Origin of the sequence: Pseudomonas sp. (genome assembly GCF_033723075.1) — a bacterium.
Lineage (GTDB): Bacteria > Pseudomonadota > Gammaproteobacteria > Pseudomonadales > Pseudomonadaceae > Aquipseudomonas.
The window spans coordinates 88,669-109,603 of record NZ_JAWVXU010000015.1 but is presented as its reverse complement, the minus strand read 5'-3'; the positions used below and the strand labels follow the sequence as shown (position 1 = coordinate 109,603).

17 protein-coding genes are annotated in these 20,935 nt (G+C 64.6%); 13 read left to right on the top strand and 4 right to left on the bottom strand.

The genetic code is table 11. The features are described 5' to 3' along the window. Positions 1-8: 8 nt before the first annotated feature. On the top strand, positions 9-1,379 hold the full coding sequence (locus R3355_RS17775) for an MATE family efflux transporter (protein WP_318962398.1): 1,371 nt from the start codon (positions 9-11) through the stop codon (positions 1,377-1,379). 38 nt (positions 1,380-1,417) lie between these two features. Then, the gene (locus R3355_RS17770) at positions 1,418-1,873 is read left to right on the top strand and encodes a DUF2214 family protein (RefSeq protein WP_318962397.1); all 456 of its coding nucleotides are present in this window, start codon (positions 1,418-1,420) and stop codon (positions 1,871-1,873) included. A 183-nt stretch (positions 1,874-2,056) separates the two neighbouring features. Here R3355_RS17770 and speA read toward each other — a convergent pair whose 3' ends face one another. The 4 genes from speA to R3355_RS17750 form a co-directional block, all read right to left on the bottom strand. Then, complete coding sequence (gene speA, locus R3355_RS17765; RefSeq protein ID WP_318962396.1) at positions 2,057-3,970, bottom strand: arginine decarboxylase; 1,914 nt, start codon at positions 3,968-3,970, stop codon at positions 2,057-2,059. Between the two features lie 124 nt (positions 3,971-4,094). Then, the gene (locus tag R3355_RS17760) at positions 4,095-4,466 is read right to left on the bottom strand and encodes a translation initiation factor Sui1 (protein ID WP_318949146.1); all 372 of its coding nucleotides are present in this window, start codon (positions 4,464-4,466) and stop codon (positions 4,095-4,097) included. 214 nt (positions 4,467-4,680) lie between these two features. After that, a complete protein-coding gene (locus tag R3355_RS17755) occupies positions 4,681-5,226 on the bottom strand; it encodes an NUDIX hydrolase (protein WP_318949130.1) in 546 nt (181 codons plus the stop codon). A 3-nt stretch (positions 5,227-5,229) separates the two neighbouring features. Then, positions 5,230-6,297 carry a DUF2333 family protein gene (locus tag R3355_RS17750; protein ID WP_318962395.1) on the bottom strand — a complete coding sequence of 356 codons (1,068 nt, stop codon included), beginning with the start codon at positions 6,295-6,297 and terminating at the stop codon, positions 5,230-5,232. Between the two features lie 476 nt (positions 6,298-6,773). On the opposite strand from R3355_RS17750, the gene R3355_RS17745 reads away from it, so the two are divergent. The 11 genes from R3355_RS17745 to purH all read left to right on the top strand — a co-directional run bounded on the left by R3355_RS17745 (position 6,774) and on the right by purH (position 20,854). Beyond that, entirely contained in the window at positions 6,774-8,405 is a 1,632-nt protein-coding gene (locus R3355_RS17745; RefSeq protein ID WP_318962394.1) for a PleD family two-component system response regulator, read from the top strand. 285 nt (positions 8,406-8,690) lie between these two features. Continuing rightward, entirely contained in the window at positions 8,691-10,655 is a 1,965-nt protein-coding gene (locus R3355_RS17740; RefSeq protein WP_318962393.1) for a methyl-accepting chemotaxis protein, read from the top strand. A 172-nt stretch (positions 10,656-10,827) separates the two neighbouring features. After that, positions 10,828-12,609, top strand: coding sequence for a protein-disulfide reductase DsbD (gene dsbD, locus R3355_RS17735; protein ID WP_318962449.1), 1,782 nt, complete (start codon positions 10,828-10,830; stop codon positions 12,607-12,609). Positions 12,610-12,730: 121 nt separating this feature from the next. Then, a complete protein-coding gene (aroQ, locus tag R3355_RS17730) occupies positions 12,731-13,174 on the top strand; it encodes a type II 3-dehydroquinate dehydratase (protein WP_318962392.1) in 444 nt (147 codons plus the stop codon). A gap of 22 nt (positions 13,175-13,196) precedes the next feature. Continuing rightward, positions 13,197-13,652, top strand: coding sequence for an acetyl-CoA carboxylase biotin carboxyl carrier protein (gene accB / locus R3355_RS17725; protein ID WP_318962391.1), 456 nt, complete (start codon positions 13,197-13,199; stop codon positions 13,650-13,652). Positions 13,653-13,669: 17 nt separating this feature from the next. After that, on the top strand, positions 13,670-15,019 hold the full coding sequence (accC, locus tag R3355_RS17720; protein ID WP_318948775.1) for an acetyl-CoA carboxylase biotin carboxylase subunit: 1,350 nt from the start codon (positions 13,670-13,672) through the stop codon (positions 15,017-15,019). Positions 15,020-15,224: 205 nt separating this feature from the next. Next, positions 15,225-16,106, top strand: a complete 882-nt coding sequence (gene prmA, locus R3355_RS17715; protein ID WP_318948774.1) for a 50S ribosomal protein L11 methyltransferase — start codon at positions 15,225-15,227, stop codon at positions 16,104-16,106. A 159-nt stretch (positions 16,107-16,265) separates the two neighbouring features. Beyond that, positions 16,266-17,588, top strand: coding sequence for a DUF3426 domain-containing protein (locus R3355_RS17710; RefSeq protein ID WP_318962390.1), 1,323 nt, complete (start codon positions 16,266-16,268; stop codon positions 17,586-17,588). Positions 17,589-17,855: 267 nt separating this feature from the next. After that, entirely contained in the window at positions 17,856-18,854 is a 999-nt protein-coding gene (gene dusB, locus R3355_RS17705) for a tRNA dihydrouridine synthase DusB (protein ID WP_318962389.1), read from the top strand. Next, a complete protein-coding gene (gene fis / locus R3355_RS17700; protein WP_090501637.1) occupies positions 18,851-19,171 on the top strand; it encodes a DNA-binding transcriptional regulator Fis in 321 nt (106 codons plus the stop codon). The genes dusB and fis overlap by 4 nt, the downstream gene beginning before the upstream one ends. A 75-nt stretch (positions 19,172-19,246) precedes the next feature. After that, on the top strand, positions 19,247-20,854 hold the full coding sequence (gene purH / locus R3355_RS17695; RefSeq protein ID WP_318962388.1) for a bifunctional phosphoribosylaminoimidazolecarboxamide formyltransferase/IMP cyclohydrolase: 1,608 nt from the start codon (positions 19,247-19,249) through the stop codon (positions 20,852-20,854). Positions 20,855-20,935: the final 81 nt, after the last annotated feature.

The following is a 20,935-nucleotide window of genomic DNA, read 5'->3' as shown; positions in this document are numbered from 1 at the left end:
GAGGCCCCATGCCCGCACTGCTCGATGCCTGGCAGCACGCGCCGACCCACAAACGAGTCTGGGCCCTGGCTGCGCCGATGATCCTTTCCAACCTCTCGGTGCCGCTGGTGGCCCTGGTCGACAGCGCAGTGGTCGGCCATTTGCCCCATGCCCATCAACTGGCGGCGGTGGCGGTCGGCGGCAGCCTGTATACCCTGCTGACCTGGGCCGTGGGATTCCTGCGCATGGGCACCACCGGCTTCGCCGCCCAGGCCGCCGGCCGTGAAGATGGCAGCGCGTTGCGCCAGGTGTTGCTGCAAGGCCTGCTGCTCGGCGCACTGCTGGCCGTGCTGCTGATCCTGCTGGCGTGGCCGTTCAGTACGGTGGCGCTGAGCCTGATGCAACCCTCGGCGGAACTGGATGCCCTGGCTCGCAGCTACCTGCAGATCCGTCTGCTCGGCCTGCCCGCGGCGCTGGCCACCTACGCCCTGATCGGCTGGCTGCTCGGCACCCAGAACGCCCGCGGGCCGCTGGCGATCCTGCTGACCACCAACCTGCTCAATGTGGCGCTGGATTTGCTGTTCGTGCTCGGTTTGCACTGGGGCGTGGCCGGCGCGGCCTGGGCTTCGGTGATCGCCGAATGGAGTGGGGCGCTGCTTGGTTTGTGGCTGGCGCGCAGCGCCCTGCAGCGTTTTGCCGGGCGGGTCGACTGGCCGGCGCTGCGCCGCTGGCCGAGCTGGCGGCCGCTGCTGGCAGTCAATCGGGATATTTTTATCCGCACCCTGGCGCTGCAAGGGGTGTTCTTCCTGGTCACCGTGCAGGGCACCCGCCTCGGCGATGCCACGGTGGCGGCCAACGCCCTGTTGCTCAATGGCCTGCTGCTCACCGCCCACGCCCTCGACGGTCTGGCCCATGCGGTAGAGGCGCTGTGCGGCCATGCCCTCGGCGCCGGCGACCGCAACGCGCTGCGGCGCAGCCTGATCGTCGCCGGCGCCTGGTCGCTGCTGGCCAGCCTCGGCTTCGCCCTGTTCTTCCTGCTCGGCGGTCACTGGTTCATCATCCTGCAAACCGATATCGCCCCGGTGCGTGCCCTGGCCCTCGACTACCTGCCCTACCTGGCGCTGCTGCCGCTGCTGGCGGTGTGGAGCTACCTGCTCGACGGCCTGTTTATCGGCGCCACCCGGGCGCGGGAGATGCGCGATGCCATGCTGCTTGCACTGCTGCCGGGGCTGGCGCTGGGCTGGTGGCTGCAACCGCTGGGCAATCACGGCCTGTGGCTGGCCTTTCTGAGTTTCATGGCGCTGCGCAGCCTGAGTCTCGGCGCCTATGCTTACCGCCTGACCCGCGATGATCGCTGGTTCGGCGCGATGCCCGCGCGCTGCACGCGGCCCGCCGACTGAGCGCAACCGACTCGAGCACAACCCGAAAGGAATCCACCATGGCCGAAGCCATTGCCGCCTACCTGCATTACCTGTCGATCATTCTGCTGTTCGCCCTGCTGACCCTCGAACACCGCCTGTTCAAGCTGCCGCTGGATCTCGATCGCGCGCGCAGCCTGATGCGCCTCGACATCGCCTACGGACTCAGCGCCGGCCTGGTGCTGGCCAGCGGCGCCGCGCGCCTGGTCTGGTACGGCAAGGGGCTGGCCTACTACCTGCACAACAGCCTGTTCCATGCCAAGCTCGGCCTGTTTATCCTGGTCGGCCTGCTGTCGATCCTGCCGACCCTGGTCTTCTTCAACTGGCGCAACGACCTGCAAGCCGGCCGGGTACCGCAGGTCAGCGCCCGCCTGGGCAGGCTGGTGATCATGACTATCCGCCTGGAGTTGCTGCTGTTGCTGATCCTGCCGCTGCTGGCCGCGCTGATGACGCGCGGCTTCGGGGTGATTGGCTGAGCATGAACAGCTGTCCACGCGCAGCCTAAGCATCAGCACTGCCCCGGTGCGCATGGCGCACCCTACGACAGCCCATGGAGCGGCTTCGCAGCCTGCGATGCAATCCGGGGAAATCCAGCGCCTGGCAAACCGCTCCCGGATTTCATCCAGGCTACAGAAACTGCGCGACTCGAGGGTTGCGCATCAGGACGACAGGTAGGACGAGCGGGTCAGGCCCAGGCGCAGGGCGTCGAGGAACTGGGTACGCTCGCGAGGGCTGATCTTGGCGCTGGCGACCTTGTCGCGGTAGTGGGTCATCAACTCCTCCGGTGACAGGTGCACGTAGCGCAGCATGTCTTCGATGGTGTCGTGGGTCTCGATACCGGCGTGGTACACGCTGCCGTTGGGGTTCTGGTAGATGTTCACCGAGTCGGTGTCACCGAACAGGTTGTGCATGTCGCCGAGAATTTCCTGGTAGGCGCCGACCAGGAAGATGCCCAGCAGATAGTCCTCACCCTCGCGCACTTCGTGCACCGGTAGGCTGGTTTCGATGCTCTGCTCGTCGACGTACTGACGGATCTTGCCGTCTGAGTCGCAGGTCAGGTCCTGCAGCACCGCACGGCGCATGGGTTCTTCGTCCAGGCGGTTAAGCGGCAGGATCGGCAGCACCTGGCCGATGGCCCAGGTGTCGGGCAGGCTCTGGAATACCGAGAAGTTGCAGATGTACTTGTCGGCCAGCTTGTCGTTGAGCTCGTCGAGCACTTGACGGTGCGAGCGCTGGCGAGCTTTGAGCGAGTTGTACAGGCGCCGGCACAGGGCGAAATAGCACTGTTCGCCCAGGGCCTTATCGGTCAGGCCGATCTTGCCATCGGCATACTGACTGGCGATATCGCTCATGTAATGAGTAGCGCGCCAGTAGGTCTCGGTGACCATCTCGATATCGGTCGGGCCGAGCAGCTCAACCAGGTATTGCACGGTTTCCGGCAGGCTGGTGGCATCTTCGATCTTGGGGATCTGGTCGTTGTGTTTCTCCACGTCGGTGACCTGCACCACCAGCATGGCGTGGTGCGCGGTCAGCGAGCGGCCGCTCTCGGAGAAGATGTGCGGATGCGGCAGCTCCTGGGCATCGCAGAACTCTTTCAACATGCCGACCACCACGCCGGCGTAGTCATCCATGTCGTAGTTGATCGAGCTGGCGTTGCGCGAGTGGGTGCCGTCGTAGTCGACACCCAGACCGCCGCCGACATCGATATGATCGACCGGCAGACCCAGGCCGCGCAGCTCGCCGTAATAGCGGATGGCTTCCTTGAAGCCGTGCTGGTAGTCGGCCAGATTCGCGATCTGCGAGCCCATATGGAAGTGCAGCAGGCGGATGCCCTGGTCCAGCCCGGCAACCCGGAAGCGTTCGACCACCGACAACAGTTGCGCCGCGGACAGGCCAAACTTGGATTTCTCGCCGCCGGTGTCCGCCCACTTCGAGGAGGCCAGCGACGACAGGCGCACGCGCAGGCCGATCTGCGGGGCGACCTTGAGTTCGGCCGCCTCCTCGATCACCAACTGCACCTCGGACTCCTTCTCGATGACGATGAACACGTTGTGGCCGAGCTTCTGCCCCATCAGCGCCAGCTTGATGAACTCGCGATCCTTGTAGCCGTTGCAGACGATGGTGCCGCCCTTCGGCGCCAGCGCCAGCACGGCCAGCAGCTCGGGCTTGGAGCCGGCCTCCAGGCCGATGGAGACGTTCTGGGTGGCGATGATGTTCTCGATCACCGCCTCCTGCTGATTGACCTTGATCGGGTAGAGCGCGGTGTAGCGGCTCTGGTACTCGAGACGGGCGATATTGGCGTCGAAGGCGCCGGTCAACTGGCGCACGCGGTCCTGCAGGATGTCCGGGAAACGCACCAGCAGCGGCAGGCTTAGGCCGCTCTGGCGCAACTCCTCGACCTGTTCGAACAGGTCGATCGGCGTGCTCTCGGGACCGTTCGGACGTACCTCGACGCGGCCCTGGTCATTGATCGCGAAATAACCCGCGCCCCAATGGCGAATACCGTAGACGCTGCGACTGTCCGCTACTGTCCACTGGCTGCCGTCGTCTTTGCGTGTGCGTCGTGCGGACATCGAGGTCTCCCTTGCTGGCGATTGAAGCTCCGGATCGACCGGGGCCCGTACAGATTAAAGTCTGGAAATGACGATTACTCAGCTGTGACCGGGGGTCAGCTGAGGAAGTTTAGAAAAGACTGGATCAGCCGCCGGACTTCTTGGCTTTGAAACCGTGCTTGAGCAGCTCGGCGATCAGCAGTTCGACGTGATCACCCTGAATCTCGATCACCCCGTCCTTCAACGAGCCGCCACAGCCGCAGCGCTTCTTCAGGGCACTGGCCAAGTCTTTCAACGGCTCTTCGGCCAGGGCCACGCCAGTGACGGTGGTCACCGTCTTGCCGCCACGGCCTTTGGTTTCGCGGCGCACGCGGGCGATGCCGTCACCTTCGGGGATCGGGGAGTTCTTGCAGATGCAGGCATCCACCGGCTGAGCGCAATCCGGGCAATGCCGGCCGCTGTCGGTGGAATACACCAGGCCGCTCAGGGCGGCGAATGACGAAGCTTTCTTGACCACCGGCTTTTCCTCATGTGGGGTCAGGATAGCGACTGGCCGATAGACATCGACCGCGAAGCCCCACTCTGGCAGGGGCGGCGCACCCGAGCTGGACGGCTCGGGCTTGGAGGGCGCGCAGTGTAACGGCAAAGCGCGCGGATGCTAAGAGCAAAGTGCGCCATTGATCGATGGATCGGCGACGCCATGCGACAGCCTGTACGCAACCGCCAACTATCTACCCCTTCGCCCCAATAGCGCTCAGATAACGCTCGAGCGCCGCCAGCGAGTCGGGGCAGTAGGGCTTGCGCCTGGTATCGGCCAAGGCCTCGTCGATGGACATGAACCGCGCCTCCAGCACTTCCTCCGGCTGCAGTACCAGCGGCGCATCGGACACCGCCGAGTAAGCCCTGCACCACAGACGGCTTTCCGGCGCGTCATAGAGAAAATGCGCGTGCTCGACCAGCAGCACATCCTCGATACCCAACTCCTCGGCCAGCTCGCGCTCAGCAGACTCGGCGTAACTCTCGCCCTCCAGCACCATGCCGCCGGCGGCCACATCCCAGTAGCCCGGGTACAGCGCCTTGCTCAGGGTACGCCGGTGCACACAGAGCTCACCGGCCGAATTGAACAACAGGATGTAGGTGCCCCGGCCGATCAGCCGGCGCTCGCGCAACTCGGCGCGCAGCACACCACCCAGCGGCCGATCCTGCTCGTCGACCCAGGCGATCAGCTCGGCATCGGAGGCGGCGCGATGGGCCGCCTCGGCGTCGGAAATAACCATTGGCTAGCCCTGCGACAGCAGTTGACGCAGATCGATGAGCCCGGCGTTGGCCCGCGAAATATAGTTGGCCATCACCAGCGAATGATTGGCCAGCAGACCATAGCCACTGCCGTTGAGGATCATCGGACTCCACAGGGTTTCCTGGGCGGCCTCCAGCTCGCGGATGATTTGCCGCACGCTGACGGTGGCATTCTTCTTCGCCAGCACATCGGCGAAATCCACTTCGATGGCACGCAACAGATGGGAGAGCGCCCAGGCCTGGCCGCGGGCTTCGTAGAACACATTGTCGATCTGCATCCACGGCGTCTCGTAAGTGCCCTCATTGACCTGCACCGCCTGGCCTTCGACCACGTCTTGCAGAGCGACATCGGTGTTCAGGCGCACCTGACCGACGCTGGCAGACAGGCGCTGCGACAGCGAACCCAGACGGGTCGCGGCATCGCCCAGCCAGGCGTTGAGGTTATCGGCTCGGGTATAGAACTTCGCACCCGACTGACCCGAACCGCCCAGACGCGCCATGTAGCGCTCCAGAGACCTGATCGCTTCACGGTATTCCGCCTCGGATGCCGGCAGCGCCCAGCTCTTGTTGTCGAAATGGAAGCGCGGCTCGGCCTTGGCCAGGTCCGCGTCTTCGGTGGATTGCGACTGCGAACGGGCGAAATCCTTGCGCATGGCGCGCGCCATGTCACGCACCTGCACCAGCACGCCGTACTCCCAGCTCGGCATGTTGTCCAGCCACAACCCCGGCGGGGCGAGGTCGTTGGCCAGGTAACCACCCGGTTTGTCCAGCAAGGTGCTGGCGACATGCTTGAGGGTGGCCGCCGTGGTGTAGCCATTGACCATCTGGTGCTGCGCGCCTTGCGCCGCCTCCTCGGCGAGCTGCTGCACCGAAAACTGTTCCGGTTCCTGGCTCCAGTACCAGCCGACGATTAGCGCCAGCAACAGGTAGAGGCCGAGCAAGCCACCCACTGTGCGCCTGAGCCAGCCGCCTCCGAGATAACTGCGCACGTTGCCAACGGAGTCATCGACGCTGTCGCGCGCGCCTGCAGTGCGTTTTTTCCAATCCAGCATGGCAGTGTCCTTTCATCTAAAGCATTTGGCTGTTCGACCACAACCCTGGCAGTCCTGTCGGACGTTGGCGTCAGTCACGAAGGAAAGTCCGTGCTCCGACATCTCGGTTTGAGGCAGTGTTTGCGCGCTTTTGCGACGGGAGGCCGCCCCACGAATAGTTGCTCTATTCAACGAAAAAGCGCGCAGATAATGCCCCCATCGACCTAAAGCAAGTGGCTTTCCGCAGTAGGACAGTCCTAAGTCTGACAGGCTGCGAGACCCAAGGTTGCGCAATAGCTTCGCACTATAAATGAAGCACAGGTCGATGCGCAGCGCTGGCGAGCAACTTCGCAACGCTGAAACTCCTGGCCCGCGCAGCGGCCAATGTGACCGAAGGCTCACGCTGACAGATCGGCGGTACTGCTGGCCAAACCAGCAGTGATAGCATGGCGCCACCACGGCAGACAGCTTCCGCCGCCCCAAATGGAATCCGGGCCATGACCGAGCACGAAGACCCCAGTCGCGACCGCCTCAAGCAGCACTTCGCCCAGCGCGTGATCCATCAGGCGCGGCAAATACTGGAAGTCTGGCAGCGCCTGCAGCGCAACGAGTGGAACGAGCGCGGCATGCATGAACTGCGCGAGGCCACGCTGCTGCTGCAACGCTATGCCGAGCGCTTCGAGCAGGCCGAGCACCTTCAGCTGGCGCAAGGCATCGGCCATTGCCTGCAGGCGGTCGCGGACAATCGCGGGCGCCTCAACAGCGACCTGATCAGCCAGCTCAACCAGCTCCTGCAGCGCCTGTCGCGTACCGGACTGCGCCGCGGCGACAGCTTCGAGCAGACCGCCCTGCCGCCGCTGCGCAAACCGGTGTACCTGGCCCTGCAGCACCCCGACCGGGCCGAGCGCCTGGCGCAGCAGCTGGAGTACTTCGGCATGACCGCGCAAGCGCTGGACACGGCCAACGCCTTCCGCTCGGCGATGCTCGAACGTCACCCGGCCGCCATCCTCATGGAAGTGGACTTCTCCGGCCCCGGAGCCGGCTTGCAACTGGCCCAGGCGATGCAGCAAGAGCTGGAAGCGAAAATCCCCCTGTTGTTCTATAGCCACCAGGACACCGACACGCCGACCCGCCTGGCGGCGGTGCGCGCCGGCGGTCAGGAGTTTTTCACCGGCACGCTGGACGCCTCCAGCCTGCTCGAACGCATCGAAGTCCTCACCCATGTGGCGCAGTACGAGCCCTACAGGGTACTGATCGTCGACGACTCACGCGCCCAGGCCACCTATACCGAGCGAGCCCTCAACAGTGCCGGAATCCTCACCCGCACGCTGATCGAGCCGATTCAGGCGATGACCGAGCTGGCCGAATTCCAGCCCGACCTGATCATCCTCGATATGTACATGCCCGAGTGCAGCGGCACCGAACTGGCCAAGGTGATACGCCACAACGACCGCTATGTGAGCGTGCCGATCATCTACCTGTCTGCCGAAGACGATCTCGACAAGCAACTCGACGCCATGAGCGAAGGCGGCGACGACTTCCTCACCAAACCGATCAAGCCACGCCATCTGATCTCCACCGTGCGCAACCGCGCCGCCCGTGCACGCAACCTCAAGGCACGCATGGTGCGCGACAGCCTCACCGGCCTGTACAACCACACCCACACCCTGCAATTGCTCGAAGATGCCCGTTTCCGCGCCCAGCGCGACCAGCAACCGCTGAGCTTCGCCATGCTCGACATCGACTTCTTCAAGAAGGTCAACGACACCTATGGCCACCCCATGGGCGACCGGGTCATCAAGGGCCTGGCCCTGTTCCTCAAGCAGCGCCTGCGCAAGAGCGACCACATCGGCCGCTACGGCGGCGAAGAATTCGCCGTGATCATGCCCAATACCGGCGCCCAGGCCGCCCGGCAGGTACTCGACGAGATCCGCCAGCGCTTCGCCGAGATCCGCTACCCGGCGCAGCCGCTGGACCTGTCCTGCACCTTCAGTTGCGGCATCGCCCAACTGCAAGGCGATACCAGCAGCCAAACCCTGACCCAGCACGCCGACGAGGCGCTCTATGTGGCCAAGCACGGCGGGCGCAACCGGGTCGAGGTGTACCAGTCGGTAATGGCCCCGGCCTAATCTGCTCCGATTCCGCGATACAGGACCTGACACCCTGGACGAACGTCATACCGCAGGAGAGGCGCGGGCGCCTAGCCCATGCCCGAGAAATGACTTCGCAGGTATGGGACTAGGCGTCACCCCCGCGCCTACGCATCCCGCCGCCATTTCGGTGCGCCGCACAATTGTCGCCGGCCTCAGGCGTCATCAACCTGTCATGAAAACGCAATAACTTCAGCGACATAGCGATCGCGCCCGAACCTCATCGGACGCACGCCAGCACCCTTCCGTCTGCGGTCGAGTCCTATGCGCCTGAAATCACTTACCAACCTCAATAGCCTGCTGCTGGTCACCGTCTGCGTGGCGCTGGCCGCCACCCTCTGGTGGTCGCAGCGCGCCCTGGAGCGCCCCTACCTGCTGATGGAGCGCTACCTGAGTCTGTCCCAGCAGTTCCAGCGGGAGGCGGCGCGCAACATCCTTGGCTACCTTGGCAGCGGTGACGCCCTGCAGCACAGCGCGGCGCTCCAGGCCTTGGAAGACCTGGCTCCCGTGATTGCCGAGCTGCCGCCACAACTGGCCGAGGGGGTGCGTCCCAGCCTGGCCGAACTGCAAAGTTTCAGCGCCAACCAGCTACTTGCTGCCGGCAAGCTGGCAGGCGACCCACAGGGCTTGCTGGTGCAGGCCGAGCGCGAGATGGCCAGCGCCCTGGAGCAACTGGCGCAGTATGCCGACAGCGCCACCAGTACTGCGGCAAGCTCATACCGCCAGCCATTGTTTGTTGCGGCCCAGCACCTGACCCGCCTGGCCCACGCCCGCGAAAAGCTGGTCAGCAGTGGACGCAGCGAACTGGCCGGCGACGTCGAACGCGAACTGGCAGCACTCGGCCTGCAGTCACAAGCCCTGGATGCCTTGCCCTTGCTCGGCGTCGCCGATGACAGCAGCTCCGGCAGCGATGCCTTTTCCGCTCTACTGGGCCTGGCCGGCGACAGCGACAGTACGCCGACAGAAGACCGCGGCATCGCCCTCAAACGCGATCTTGCCAGCCTGATCAAGCGTTACCCGAGCGAACTGCAGCGCACCCGCGACCTGATCGAACGGCGCACCGCCCTGGCCAGCGCCACCCGCAGCCAGGTCGACCGCGTGCAACAGGCCCTCGCCACCCTGGAGCCGGCCGTGCGCGCCGAGCACGGCCGGATTCAGGCCGAAGTGCGCCTGCTCCAGGGCCTGATGATCGGCCTGATCCTGCTGATCGCCCTGGTCATCGATACCATTCAACGGCGCCTGACCAAGGTCCTCAACCACCTGGTCCCGGCGCTGTCGGCCTGGGCCCAGGGCGATTTCGCCGAGGACATCACACTCGGCTCACGCACCCGCGAACTGTGCGACATCGAGGCATCGCTGAATCGCCTGCGCGCCTACCTGGTCGACCTTGTTGGCAGCATTCGCCTGCATGCCGAACAGGTTGCCGGTTCCAGCCGCACCCTGGCCGACCTCAGCGGCGGCCTGCATGCCGGCGCCGAACGCCAGGCCGGCGATACCGCACAGATTCGCGATGCCCTCGGCGATCTGGAGGCAACCATCCAGCAAGTCGCCGGCGATGCCAGCCAGGCCGCCGATGCCAGCCGCGACGCCGACCGTGCCCTGGAACAGGGCCAGCAAGTGATCGGCCAGAGCCTCAGCGGACTGCATGCGCTGGTCGGCGAAGTGCAGGGCAACGCCCAGGCCATCGAACGCCTGGCCGAGGAAACCGCCACCATCGGCAATGTGCTGACGGTGATCCGCGGCATCGCCGAGCAAACCAACCTACTGGCCCTCAACGCCGCCATCGAAGCGGCCCGCGCCGGCGAAGCGGGACGCGGTTTCGCCGTAGTCGCCGACGAGGTGCGCTCGCTGTCGCAGCGCACCAGCGGCGCCACGGCAGAAATCCAGGACCTGATCGGCCGCCTGCAGCAGGCCGCGCGACAATCCGTCAGCGCCATGCGGACCCAGGTCGAACACGCCCAGGCCAGCGCCGGCCAAGCCGAGGCGGCCGATGGTGCGCTGGACGAAATCATCGCGGCGATTCGCACCATCGCCAGCATGGCCGAGCGCATCGCCGACGCCACCGCCCAGCAGAGCGGCGCGGTCAGCGAGATCCGCGGCCACAGCGAGCGCATCCACCAGCTCGGCGGCGACAACCTGGTACGCATCGGCGAAGGCCGCCAGCAAGGCGATCGGTTGCTGCAGGTGGGTGGCCAACTGCACACGGCGGTCCAGGCGTTTCGCCTGTAACGGAGCCGGCGAGGCGCCGGACAGACCAGCCGCGGCCATCTGTCGCAGGCGCGGCGAACAGGCCTGATTACAGGCCATTGGTACGCCTGACAAGCCCGCTTACAGGCTGCGCCCTGACGTCAGGGCGCAGGCTTGGTTTATGATGCAGGCACTTCCGACCCGCGAGACCGCCATGCGCCGTTTGCTCTGCCTGATCCTGCTGCTGGTTGCCCTGCCCGCTGGCGCCGGCCTGTTCGACAGCCGCCCAGCCCCGGCGCCGCTGGGCGCACCGCTGAACAACAGTGCCGACTTCCTCCCCGTGCGCGAGGCGTTCCAGCTGAGCCTGGTCGACAGCTCGGCCGAGTCGATCACCCTGCGCTTCGTCGCCGCCGAGGGCTACTACCTCTACAAGCACCGCTTCCAATTCAGCAGCGAGCCTGCCGACATCGGCCTGGGCGCCGCACGACTGCCGGCCGGCGAGGCGAAGTTCGACGAGTACTTCGGCGATGTCGAGGTGTACTACGGCGTGCTGGATGTCGAGTTGCCGCTGGATAACCCGGACAACCTCCCGTTCAACCTCAACGTCAGCTACCAGGGCTGCGCCGACAAGGGCCTGTGCTACCCACCGGAAACCGAACAGCTGAAGATTGCCGGTGGCCTGTCCGACGCCGGCGCCACAGCCGGTACGCCGGGCACCCCAGGCAATAGCTGGAGCTGGGGCGACCTGGCGCTGTTCTTCCTCGCCGGGCTGGGCCTGACCTTTACCCCTTGCGTGCTGCCGATGCTGCCGATCCTCTCCGGCGTGGTGCTGCGTGGCCAGGTGGGTGGACTGCGCAGCTTCAGCCTGTCACTGGCTTATGTGCTGCCGATGGCCCTCTGTTTCGCCGTGCTTGGCGCGCTGATGGGGGTGTTCGGTGCCGGCCTCAACCTGCAGGCGCGCCTGCAGTCGGCGTGGATTCTGGTGCCCTTCGCGGCCTTCTTCGCCTTGTTCGCCCTGGCCATGTTCGGCGTCTACGAACTGCGCCTGCCACGCCGCTTCAGCGAGCCGCTGGACCGCCTGGCCGGCAAGACCCGCGGCGGCTCCCACGCCAATGCAGCCCTGCTCGGCGTGCTCTCCAGCCTGCTGGTGTCGCCCTGCGTGTCGGCCCCCCTGGCCGGCGCCCTGCTGTATATCAGCGCCAGCGGCGATGCCTTGGGCGGCGGCCTGAAACTGTTCGCCCTGGGCCTGGGCATGGGCGCACCACTGGTGCTGTTCGCCACCGGTGGCGGCGCCCTGCTGCCGAAGTCGGGCACCTGGATGCTTGGCGTACGCAACGCCTTCGGCGTATTGCTCCTGGCAGTCGCCGTGTGGTTGCTCGAACGGGTGCTGCCGGGGCAGCTGGCACTGGCCCTGTGGGGCCTGCTCGCCGGTGGCGTCGCGCTGTTTCTCGGCGCCCTGGAACTCGGCCCGAAGACCCACAAGCAGAAACTCGGCCAGCTGGCCGGCCTGGTGCTGCTGGTCTATGCCCTGGCCGCCTGGACCGGCGCCCTGCAAGGTCAGGACGACCCCTTGCGCCCGCTCGGGCGCATGCCGCTGGCCGGCAACGCAGGTGAACAAGTGCAGTCGAGCAGCTGGCAGACCGTCAGCAGCCCCGCCGAACTGGATGCCGCCTTTGCCGCCGCGCAGCGCGCCGGCAAACCCCTGCTGCTCGACTGGTATGCCGACTGGTGCATCAGCTGCAAGGTGATCGAGCGCGAAGTACTCACCGCCGCGCCAGTCGCCAGCCAGCTGGGCGACTACCGCCTGGTACGCTTCGATATCACCGAAAGCAACCCGGCCCAGCGTGCCCTGCTCGATCGCTACCAACTGTTCGGCCCCCCGGCGCTCCTGCTGTTCGATGCCAAGGGCGACGAATGGCAGGATCTGCGGGTGGTCGGCGAAATCGACGCACCAGCCTTCGCCGCTCGCCTGGACCAGGCAAGCGAACGTTTCTAACGCTCCCAGTCACATGAATGACGCAAACTACCGCCATCGTGTCGACTATTGCAGGCAACTAGACAGCCTTGCGCCGTCTCCGGCATAGTCCGGCAGTGCAATCAACAAGGAACACCGGATCATGGCCACCCTACTGGTGCTGCACGGCCCCAACCTGAATCTGCTGGGCACCCGCGAACCGGGCGTCTATGGCGCGACCACTCTGGAACAGATCAACCTCGACCTGGAGCGCCGCGCCCGCGAGGCCGGTCATCATCTGCTCTACCTGCAAAGCAATGCCGAGTACGAGCTGATCGAGCGCATTCACGCCGCAAAAGGCGAAGGTGTCGACTTTATCCTGATCAATCCCGCCGCTTTCACCCATACCAGCGTCGCATTACGTGACGCATTGCTGGCGGTGAGCATCCCATTCATCGAAGTGCACCTGTCCAACGTGCACAAACGCGAAGTTTTCCGCCATCACTCCTACTTTTCCGATGTTGCCGTAGGGGTGATCAGCGGTCTTGGCGCCAGCGGTTACCGGCTGGCCCTGGAGGCCGCGCTCGAACAACTTGAACAACCCTGACCTCACTGGGAGTTGAGCCACTATGGATATACGTAAAGTCAAGAAACTGATCGAACTGCTGGAAGAATCCGGCATCGACGAGCTGGAGATTCGCGAAGGCGAAGAGTCCGTGCGTATCAGCCGTCACGGCAAGCAACCGACCTACGCCCAGCAACCCATGTACGCCCCGCAGCCAGCACCGGTAGCGCCCGCCGCTCCCGTTGCCGCCGCCGAAGCCGCCGCTCCGGCTGCCGCCAAGCTGAACGGCACCGTGGTGCGCTCGCCGATGGTCGGCACCTTCTTCCGCGCCGCCTCGCCAACTTCGGGCAACTTCGTTGAAGTCGGTTCGAGCGTGAAGAAAGGCGACATCCTCTGCATCGTCGAAGCAATGAAGATGATGAACCACATCGAGGCCGAGAGCAGTGGCACCATCGAATCCATCCTGGGCGAAAACGGCCAGCCGGTGGAATACGATCAGCCCCTGTTCACCATCGTTTGAAGCGCGGAGAGCCTGCGATGTTGGAAAAAGTTCTGATCGCCAACCGCGGCGAGATCGCCTTGCGCGTCTTGCGCGCGTGCAAAGAGCTGGGCATCAAGACCGTCGCGGTGCACTCCACCGCCGACCGCGAGTTGATGCACCTGGGCCTGGCCGATGAATCGGTGTGTATCGGCCCGGCGTCCGGCGCCCTGTCCTACCTGAATATTCCAGCGATCATCAGCGCCGCCGAAGTGACCGGCGCCACGGCGATCCACCCGGGCTACGGCTTCCTCGCGGAAAACGCCGACTTCGCCGAACAGGTGGAAAATTCCGGCTTCGCCTTTATCGGCCCAACAGCTGCCACCATTCGCCTGATGGGCGACAAGGTATCGGCCAAGGACGCCATGAAGCGCGCCGGCGTGCCCGTAGTCCCCGGCTCCGACGGCCCACTACCGGAAGACGAGGAAGTCGCCCTGGCGATTGCCCGTGACGTCGGCTATCCGGTGATCATCAAGGCCGCTGGTGGCGGCGGTGGTCGCGGCATGCGCGTGGTGCACAAGGAGGAAGACCTGATCAAATCGGCCAAGCTGACCCGCAGCGAAGCCGGTTCGGTGTTCGGCAACCCGATGGTCTACCTGGAGAAGTTCCTCGGCAACCCACGTCACGTGGAAGTCCAGGTGCTGTCCGACGGCCAGGGTCATGCCATCCACCTGGGTGACCGCGACTGCTCGCTGCAGCGCCGTCACCAGAAGGTGCTGGAAGAAGCGCCGGCCCCGTTCATCAACGAGAAGTCCCGCGCCGAAGTGCTCAAGCGCTGCGTCGATGCCTGCATCGAGATCGGTTATCGTGGCGCCGGCACCTTCGAGTTCCTCTATGAAGACGGCAATTTCTACTTCATCGAGATGAACACCCGCGTCCAGGTCGAGCACCCGGTTTCGGAAATGGTCACCGGCATCGACATCGTCAAGGAGATGCTCAGCATCGCCGCTGGCAACAAGCTGTCGTTTACCCAGGAGGACGTGGTGATCCGCGGCCATTCCCTGGAATGCCGGATCAACGCCGAAGACCCGGACAACTTCATGCCCTGCCCGGGCAAGGTCAAGCACTTCCATGCCCCTGGCGGCAATGGCGTGCGGGTCGATTCGCACCTGTACAGCGGCTACACCGTGCCGCCGCACTACGACTCGCTGATCGGCAAGCTGATCACCTACGGCGCGACCCGCGAAGAGGCCCTGGCCCGCATGCGCAACGCCCTGGACGAGATCGTCGTCGACGGCATCAAGACCAACGTGCCGCTGCACCGCGACCTGGTGCGCGACAAGGGCTTCTGCAAAGGTGGCGTGAATATCCATTACCTGGAAAAGAAACTGGGTATGGATAAGCACTGATCCCATGAACTGCTGTGCGTCGGCGATACTGCGTTAAAAGCAGCCTCGCTCTAGCGCACAAGATCATGACTAGAGTCTCGACAAGGGCTGCCATTGGGCGGCCCTTGTCGTTTCTGCGCGGCGCGGCAGTGGCAGCCGGACCACCGCTTCAAGTAAGCTGCGCGGCCAATTGCACCATCACGCCGCAGCGCTCACGAGGTTTCCCATGCCCTGGTTACAAGTCCGTCTCGCCATCACCCCGGATCAGGCAGAAACCTACGAAGACGCCCTGCTGGAAGTGGGTGCCGTGTCGGTAACCTTTATGGACGCCGAAGACCAGCCGATTTTCGAGCCGGACCTGGGCACCACCCCGCTGTGGTCGCACACCCACCTGCTCGCCCTGTTCGAGGCCGACACCCAGGCCGACGCGGTATTCGCCCACCTGCAATTGCTCACCGGCGCAGAACTGCCCGAGCACCAGGCCGAGGTGATTGCCGATCAGGATTGGGAACGCAGCTGGATGGACAACTTCCACCCCATGCGCTTCGGCCAACGCCTGTGGATAGTGCCCAGCTGGCATGCCGCACCCGAACCGGACGCCGTCAACCTGCTGCTCGATCCCGGTCTGGCGTTCGGCACCGGCACCCACCCGACCACCGCCCTGTGCCTGGAGTGGCTCGACGGCCAGGACCTGAGCCACTGCGACGTGCTGGATTTCGGCTGCGGTTCCGGGATCCTGGCCATCGCCGCCCTGCTCCTCGGCGCCCCCCAGGCGGTTGGCACCGACATCGACCCGCAGGCCCTGGAAGCATCACGCGACAATGCCGGGCGCAACGGCATCGACCCGGCGCGCTTCCCGCTCTACCTGCCGGCCGACCTGCCGCAGCAGCAGGCGGACGTGGTGGTGGCCAATATCCTCGCCGGGCCGCTGGTGGCCCTGGCAGCGCAGATCACCAGCCTGGTAAAAACCGGCGGACGCCTGGCCCTGTCGGGCATTCTCGCCGAGCAAGCCGAGGAAGTACGCGCGGCCTACAGCGAGGCCTTCGCGCTCGACCCGACTGCGGAGAAGGACGGCTGGGTGCGCATCAGCGGTATTCGGAGGCCGTGAACATATCGAGCGCCATCGCGAGACCGTCTCCAGGCGGCCGCAGCAGGCGAGCGTTTCTTCACAACCTATCAGCGCTAGCCCACGCATTGCCGCTTGTTCAGGCACTTGCGTTAGACTAATCGCGTTGTCTCACCTGATTGCAGGCCGCCGGATCGTCGCATGACCGAAAGTTTCGTCACCCAGTGCCCCCATTGCCGCACCAGCTTTCGCGTGAGCCTCATGCAGTTAGGCGCCGCCCGCGGCGCCGTGCGCTGCGGAGCCTGCCTGCACATATTCAATGCGGCGCAGCAACTGCTCGAACAGGGACAACAACTGCCTGGGAGCACTCCACCGTCGACACCCTCGGCGCCTGCGCTGAGCACCCCCGCCGCAAGGCCCGAACAAACCGCCCCGCAGAGCGATAGCGATAGCGATAGCGATACGCTATGGATTCACGACGACCTGGATCTCGACGACCTCGACCTCGACGAGGAACTGGCCAAGCTGGAAGAGCAGGAACATCAGCTGTCGCAACAGTTCCTCGCGCTGAACCAGGCACCCGAGCATGCCGACACCTTCCTCGCACCGGCGGATACCGAAGGCCATGACGAAGCCTGGGCCGAGGCTCTCCTGCAAGAAGACTCACCCCAGCCCCCCGCCTCACCCGCCCCGGCCGGAACCTCGCCCAAGCCCCCGACTCCGCCGGACGACATGCCGGTAACAACGCCGCCAGACACAGCGGTAAATGAAACCGCTCGCGACCTACAGCCATTTACGCTGAGCGCACTGGACGCGGACGATCAGGAGCCGACGCTGAACGAACCGCGCTTGAGTGCCCAGCGCGACGCCCCTGATATCGACCCGGACGCCCTGGACGCGCCGGACGAGCAACAGCCAGCTCCCACCGCGCCGCACCAGCCCGATAGAAGAACGGCTCGCAGCGAGCCCGGCCTGCGCGACGAACACCTGTTCGAACTGGACGACGAACCGCTGCAACTGGACTGGCAACCGCCGCGCAAGCCCTGGGGGCGCTGGCTCGGCTGGGGCTTGCTGAACCTGCTGGCCGCGACGGCCCTGGCCGCTCAGCACATCCACTACAACTTCGACGAACTGGCACGCCAGGATCAATACCGCCCCTGGTTCGAGCGACTCTGTCCGCTCATGGGTTGCACCTTGCCGTCCAAGGTCGATATCGACCAGATCAAAAGCAGCAACCTGGTGGTGCGCAGCCATCCGGAGTTCAGCGGCGCCCTGGTCGTCGATGCAATCCTGTATAACCGTGCGCCCTTCACCCAGCCATTCCCCTTGTTGGAAATGCGTTTTGCCGACATCAATGGTCGACTACTGGCCAGTCGCCGCTTCAAACCCAGCGAGTACCTCGCCGGCGAACTGGCCGGGCAGGCAGAAATGCCGCCGCAGACACCGATTCACGTGTCTCTGGATATTCTCGACCCGGGCACCCAGGCGGTGAACTACAGCCTGAGCTTCCACTCGCCGGAGTAAGGCCAAACTTTAAGCGGATCAGGGCGTGGCGCCGCCCGAGCCCCTCAAGGCTTTTCGCTCTTACTTGCCGCTACGGCTTATAACTTATGGGACTCATCGGCTTTGCCCGCGCCTGCGGGGGGCCGATCGAACCCATGGCTATAAGCCAGCAACTGCTCAGAATTTGTTCAAAACAGCCTTTATCCGGTCATCCAGAGCGGGTATGATTCCCACCCTTTTGCAGTCTCCCATTGGTCTCTACAGCACCTCTCTTGAGCTCGCAAGCCCATGTCGGCGTTATCCATCGGCCCCTACACATTGCCCAACTCGCTGATTCTCGCGCCCATGGCAGGAGTCACCGACCGGCCATTTCGCCAGCTGTGCAAGCGCTTGGGCGCAGGCATGGTGGTCTCGGAAATGGTCACCAGCGATGTACGCCTGTGGAACACCCGCAAGTCGAGCCTGCGCTTGATCCATCAAAACGATCCCGAGCCACGCTCGGTACAGATCGCCGGTGGCGACCCGCAGATGCTTGCCGAGGCGGCGCGACGAAATGTCGCCTTGGGTGCGCAGATTATTGACATCAATATGGGCTGCCCGGCCAAGAAGGTCTGCAACAAGGCCGCTGGCTCGGCGCTATTGAAAGATCAGGAGCTGGTGCGCGAGATCCTGCAGGCGGTGGTCGCCGCAGTGGATGTACCAGTGACCCTGAAGATCCGCACCGGCTGGGACCGGCAGAACAAGAACGGCATCGAGGTGGCGAAAATCGCCGAGCAGGCCGGCATCGTCGCGCTGGCCGTGCATGGCCGCACCCGCGCCGACCTGTACACCGGCAATGCCGAATACGACACCATCGCCGCGATCAAGCAGGCGGTGTCGATTCCGGTGTTGGCCAATGGCGACATCGATTCGCCGGAGAAGGCCAAGGCGGTATTCGCCGCCACCGGTGCCGACGGCCTGTTGATCGGCCGGGCAGCCCAGGGTCGGCCGTGGATTTTCCGCGAGATCGAGCACTACCTGCGCACAGGACAGCATCTGGCGGCGCCGAGCCTGTTCGAGGTGGAACGCATTCTGCTGGAGCATCTGGCCGAGCTGCACCTGTTCTATGGCGAGGTGATGGGGGTGCGCATCGCCCGCAAGCATGTCGGCTGGTACCTCGCGACCCTGCCGGGCGCCAGGGAGTTCCGCGCCCGATTCAATCGTCTGGAAAGTACGGACGCGCAGTACACCAACGTTCGCGAGTTCTTCGGCGAACGGCAAAATGATGGAGATGGGGTGGCCGCATGACGATGTTGACCGAGACCTTAGGAACTGAAATGGCTCCCGTGAGCGACAGCACAAGCTTGAAACAGCACCTCAATACACCGAGCGAAGAAGGGCAAACCCTGCGCGGCAGTGTCGAGAAAGCACTGCACAACTATTTTGCCCACCTCGAGGGCGCGGACGTCACCGACGTCTACAACCTGGTGCTCAGCGAAGTGGAAGCGCCACTGCTGGAAACCGTGATGAACTACGTCAAGGGCAACCAGACCAAGGCCTCCGAGCTGCTCGGCCTGAATCGCGGCACCCTGCGCAAGAAGCTCAAACAGTACGACCTGCTCTGACCCTATTCACCCGAGAAGGGCGCTCCATCGGGAGCCGCCCTTCTTGCTGACTCCCCTGCTCTGATGGACTCTGCAATGACCGACCAGACCACCCGCCTTCCCGTCCGCCGTGCCCTGATTAGCGTTTCCGACAAGACCGGCATCCTCGAGTTCGCCCGTGAGCTCGTCGCGCTGAATGTGGAAATCCTCTCCACCGGCGGCACCTACAAACTGCTCAAGGACAACGGCGTAGCCGCCGTGGAAGTGGCCGACTACACCGGTTTCCCTGAGATGATGGATGGTCGGGTCAAGACCCTGCACCCGAAGATCCACGGTGGCATCCTCGGCCGTCGCGCCCTCGACGGCGCGGTGATGGAGCAGCACGGCATCAAGCCGATCGACCTGGTGGCAGTCAACCTCTACCCCTTCGAAGCCACCGTGGCCAAGCCTGACTGCGACCTGGCCGACGCCATCGAGAACATCGATATCGGCGGCCCGACCATGGTTCGCTCGGCGGCCAAGAACCACAAGGACGTGGCCATCGTGGTCAGTGCTTCCGACTACGCCGGCATCCTCGACTCGCTGAAAGCCGGCGGCCTGACCTACGCCCAGCGCTTCGAGCTGGCCTTGAAAGCCTTCGAGCACACCGCCGCCTATGACGGCATGATCGCCAACTACCTGGGCACCATCGAGCAGAGCCGCGAAACCCTGAGTACCGAAGCCCGCGGCACCTTCCCGCGCACCTTCAACAGCCAGTTCGTCAAGGCCCAGGAAATGCGCTACGGCGAGAACCCGCACCAGAGCGCGGCCTTCTACGTGGAGGCGAAGAAGGGCGAAGCCAGCATCTCCACCGCCGTTCAGCTGCAAGGCAAGGAGCTGTCGTTCAACAACGTTGCCGACACCGACGCCGCCCTCGAATGCGTGAAGAGCTTCGTCAAGCCGGCCTGCGTCATCGTCAAGCACGCCAACCCCTGCGGCGTGGCCGTGGCCCTGGACAGCGAAGGCGGCATCCGCCAGGCCTATGAGCTGGCCTACGCCACCGACACCGAATCAGCCTTCGGCGGCATCATCGCCTTCAACCGCGAACTGGATGGCGCCACCGCCCAGGCCATCGTCGAACGCCAGTTCGTCGAAGTGATCATCGCGCCTAAAATCAGCGCCGAAGCCCGTGCAATAGTGGCCGCCAAAGCCAACGTGCGCCTGCTCGAGTGCGGCGAGTGGCCGGCCGAGCGCAGTGCTGGCTGGGACTTCAAGCGCGTCAACGGCGGCCTGCTGGTGCAGAGCCGCGACATCGCCATGATCAAGGCCGAAGACCTTAAAGTGGTGACCAAGCGCGCACCGAGCGAGCAGGAAATCCACGACCTGATCTTCGCCTGGAAGGTGGCCAAGTTCGTCAAATCCAACGCCATCGTCTACGCCAAGAACCGTCAGACCATCGGTGTCGGCGCCGGCCAGATGAGCCGTGTCAACTCCGCACGAATCGCCGCGATCAAGGCCGAGCATGCCGGCCTGCAGGTAGCCGGCTCGGTCATGGCCTCCGACGCCTTCTTCCCGTTCCGCGACGGCCTGGACAACGCCGCCGCCAACGGCATCACCGCGGTGATCCAGCCGGGCGGTTCGATGCGCGATGCGGAAGTCATCGCCGCCGCCGACGAGGCCGGTATCGCCATGGTGTTCACCTCCATGCGCCATTTCCGTCACTGACGGCCGCACTGAAACCGGCATCTGCTGCGTTGCCCTGGGTTCCGCCAATGCTCATTGCCAGACGGCAACTCCGCTTGGCGA

Bases quoted from the DNA above. Each gene is read 5' to 3' on its own strand.
- R3355_RS17775 (WP_318962398.1), top strand. From the start codon at position 9: ATGCCCGCACTGCTCGATGCCTGGCAGCACGCGCCGACCCACAAACGA.
- R3355_RS17770 (WP_318962397.1), top strand. From the start codon at position 1,418: ATGGCCGAAGCCATTGCCGCCTACCTGCATTACCTGTCGATCATTCTG.
- speA (WP_318962396.1), bottom strand. From the start codon at position 3,970: ATGTCCGCACGACGCACACGCAAAGACGACGGCAGCCAGTGGACAGTA.
- R3355_RS17755 (WP_318949130.1), bottom strand. From the start codon at position 5,226: ATGGTTATTTCCGACGCCGAGGCGGCCCATCGCGCCGCCTCCGATGCC.
- R3355_RS17750 (WP_318962395.1), bottom strand. From the start codon at position 6,297: ATGCTGGATTGGAAAAAACGCACTGCAGGCGCGCGCGACAGCGTCGAT.
- R3355_RS17745 (WP_318962394.1), top strand. From the start codon at position 6,774: ATGACCGAGCACGAAGACCCCAGTCGCGACCGCCTCAAGCAGCACTTC.
- R3355_RS17740 (WP_318962393.1), top strand. From the start codon at position 8,691: ATGCGCCTGAAATCACTTACCAACCTCAATAGCCTGCTGCTGGTCACC.
- dsbD (WP_318962449.1), top strand. From the start codon at position 10,828: ATGCGCCGTTTGCTCTGCCTGATCCTGCTGCTGGTTGCCCTGCCCGCT.
- aroQ (WP_318962392.1), top strand. From the start codon at position 12,731: ATGGCCACCCTACTGGTGCTGCACGGCCCCAACCTGAATCTGCTGGGC.
- accB (WP_318962391.1), top strand. From the start codon at position 13,197: ATGGATATACGTAAAGTCAAGAAACTGATCGAACTGCTGGAAGAATCC.
- accC (WP_318948775.1), top strand. From the start codon at position 13,670: ATGTTGGAAAAAGTTCTGATCGCCAACCGCGGCGAGATCGCCTTGCGC.
- prmA (WP_318948774.1), top strand. From the start codon at position 15,225: ATGCCCTGGTTACAAGTCCGTCTCGCCATCACCCCGGATCAGGCAGAA.
- R3355_RS17710 (WP_318962390.1), top strand. From the start codon at position 16,266: ATGACCGAAAGTTTCGTCACCCAGTGCCCCCATTGCCGCACCAGCTTT.
- dusB (WP_318962389.1), top strand. From the start codon at position 17,856: ATGTCGGCGTTATCCATCGGCCCCTACACATTGCCCAACTCGCTGATT.
- fis (WP_090501637.1), top strand. From the start codon at position 18,851: ATGACGATGTTGACCGAGACCTTAGGAACTGAAATGGCTCCCGTGAGC.
- purH (WP_318962388.1), top strand. From the start codon at position 19,247: ATGACCGACCAGACCACCCGCCTTCCCGTCCGCCGTGCCCTGATTAGC.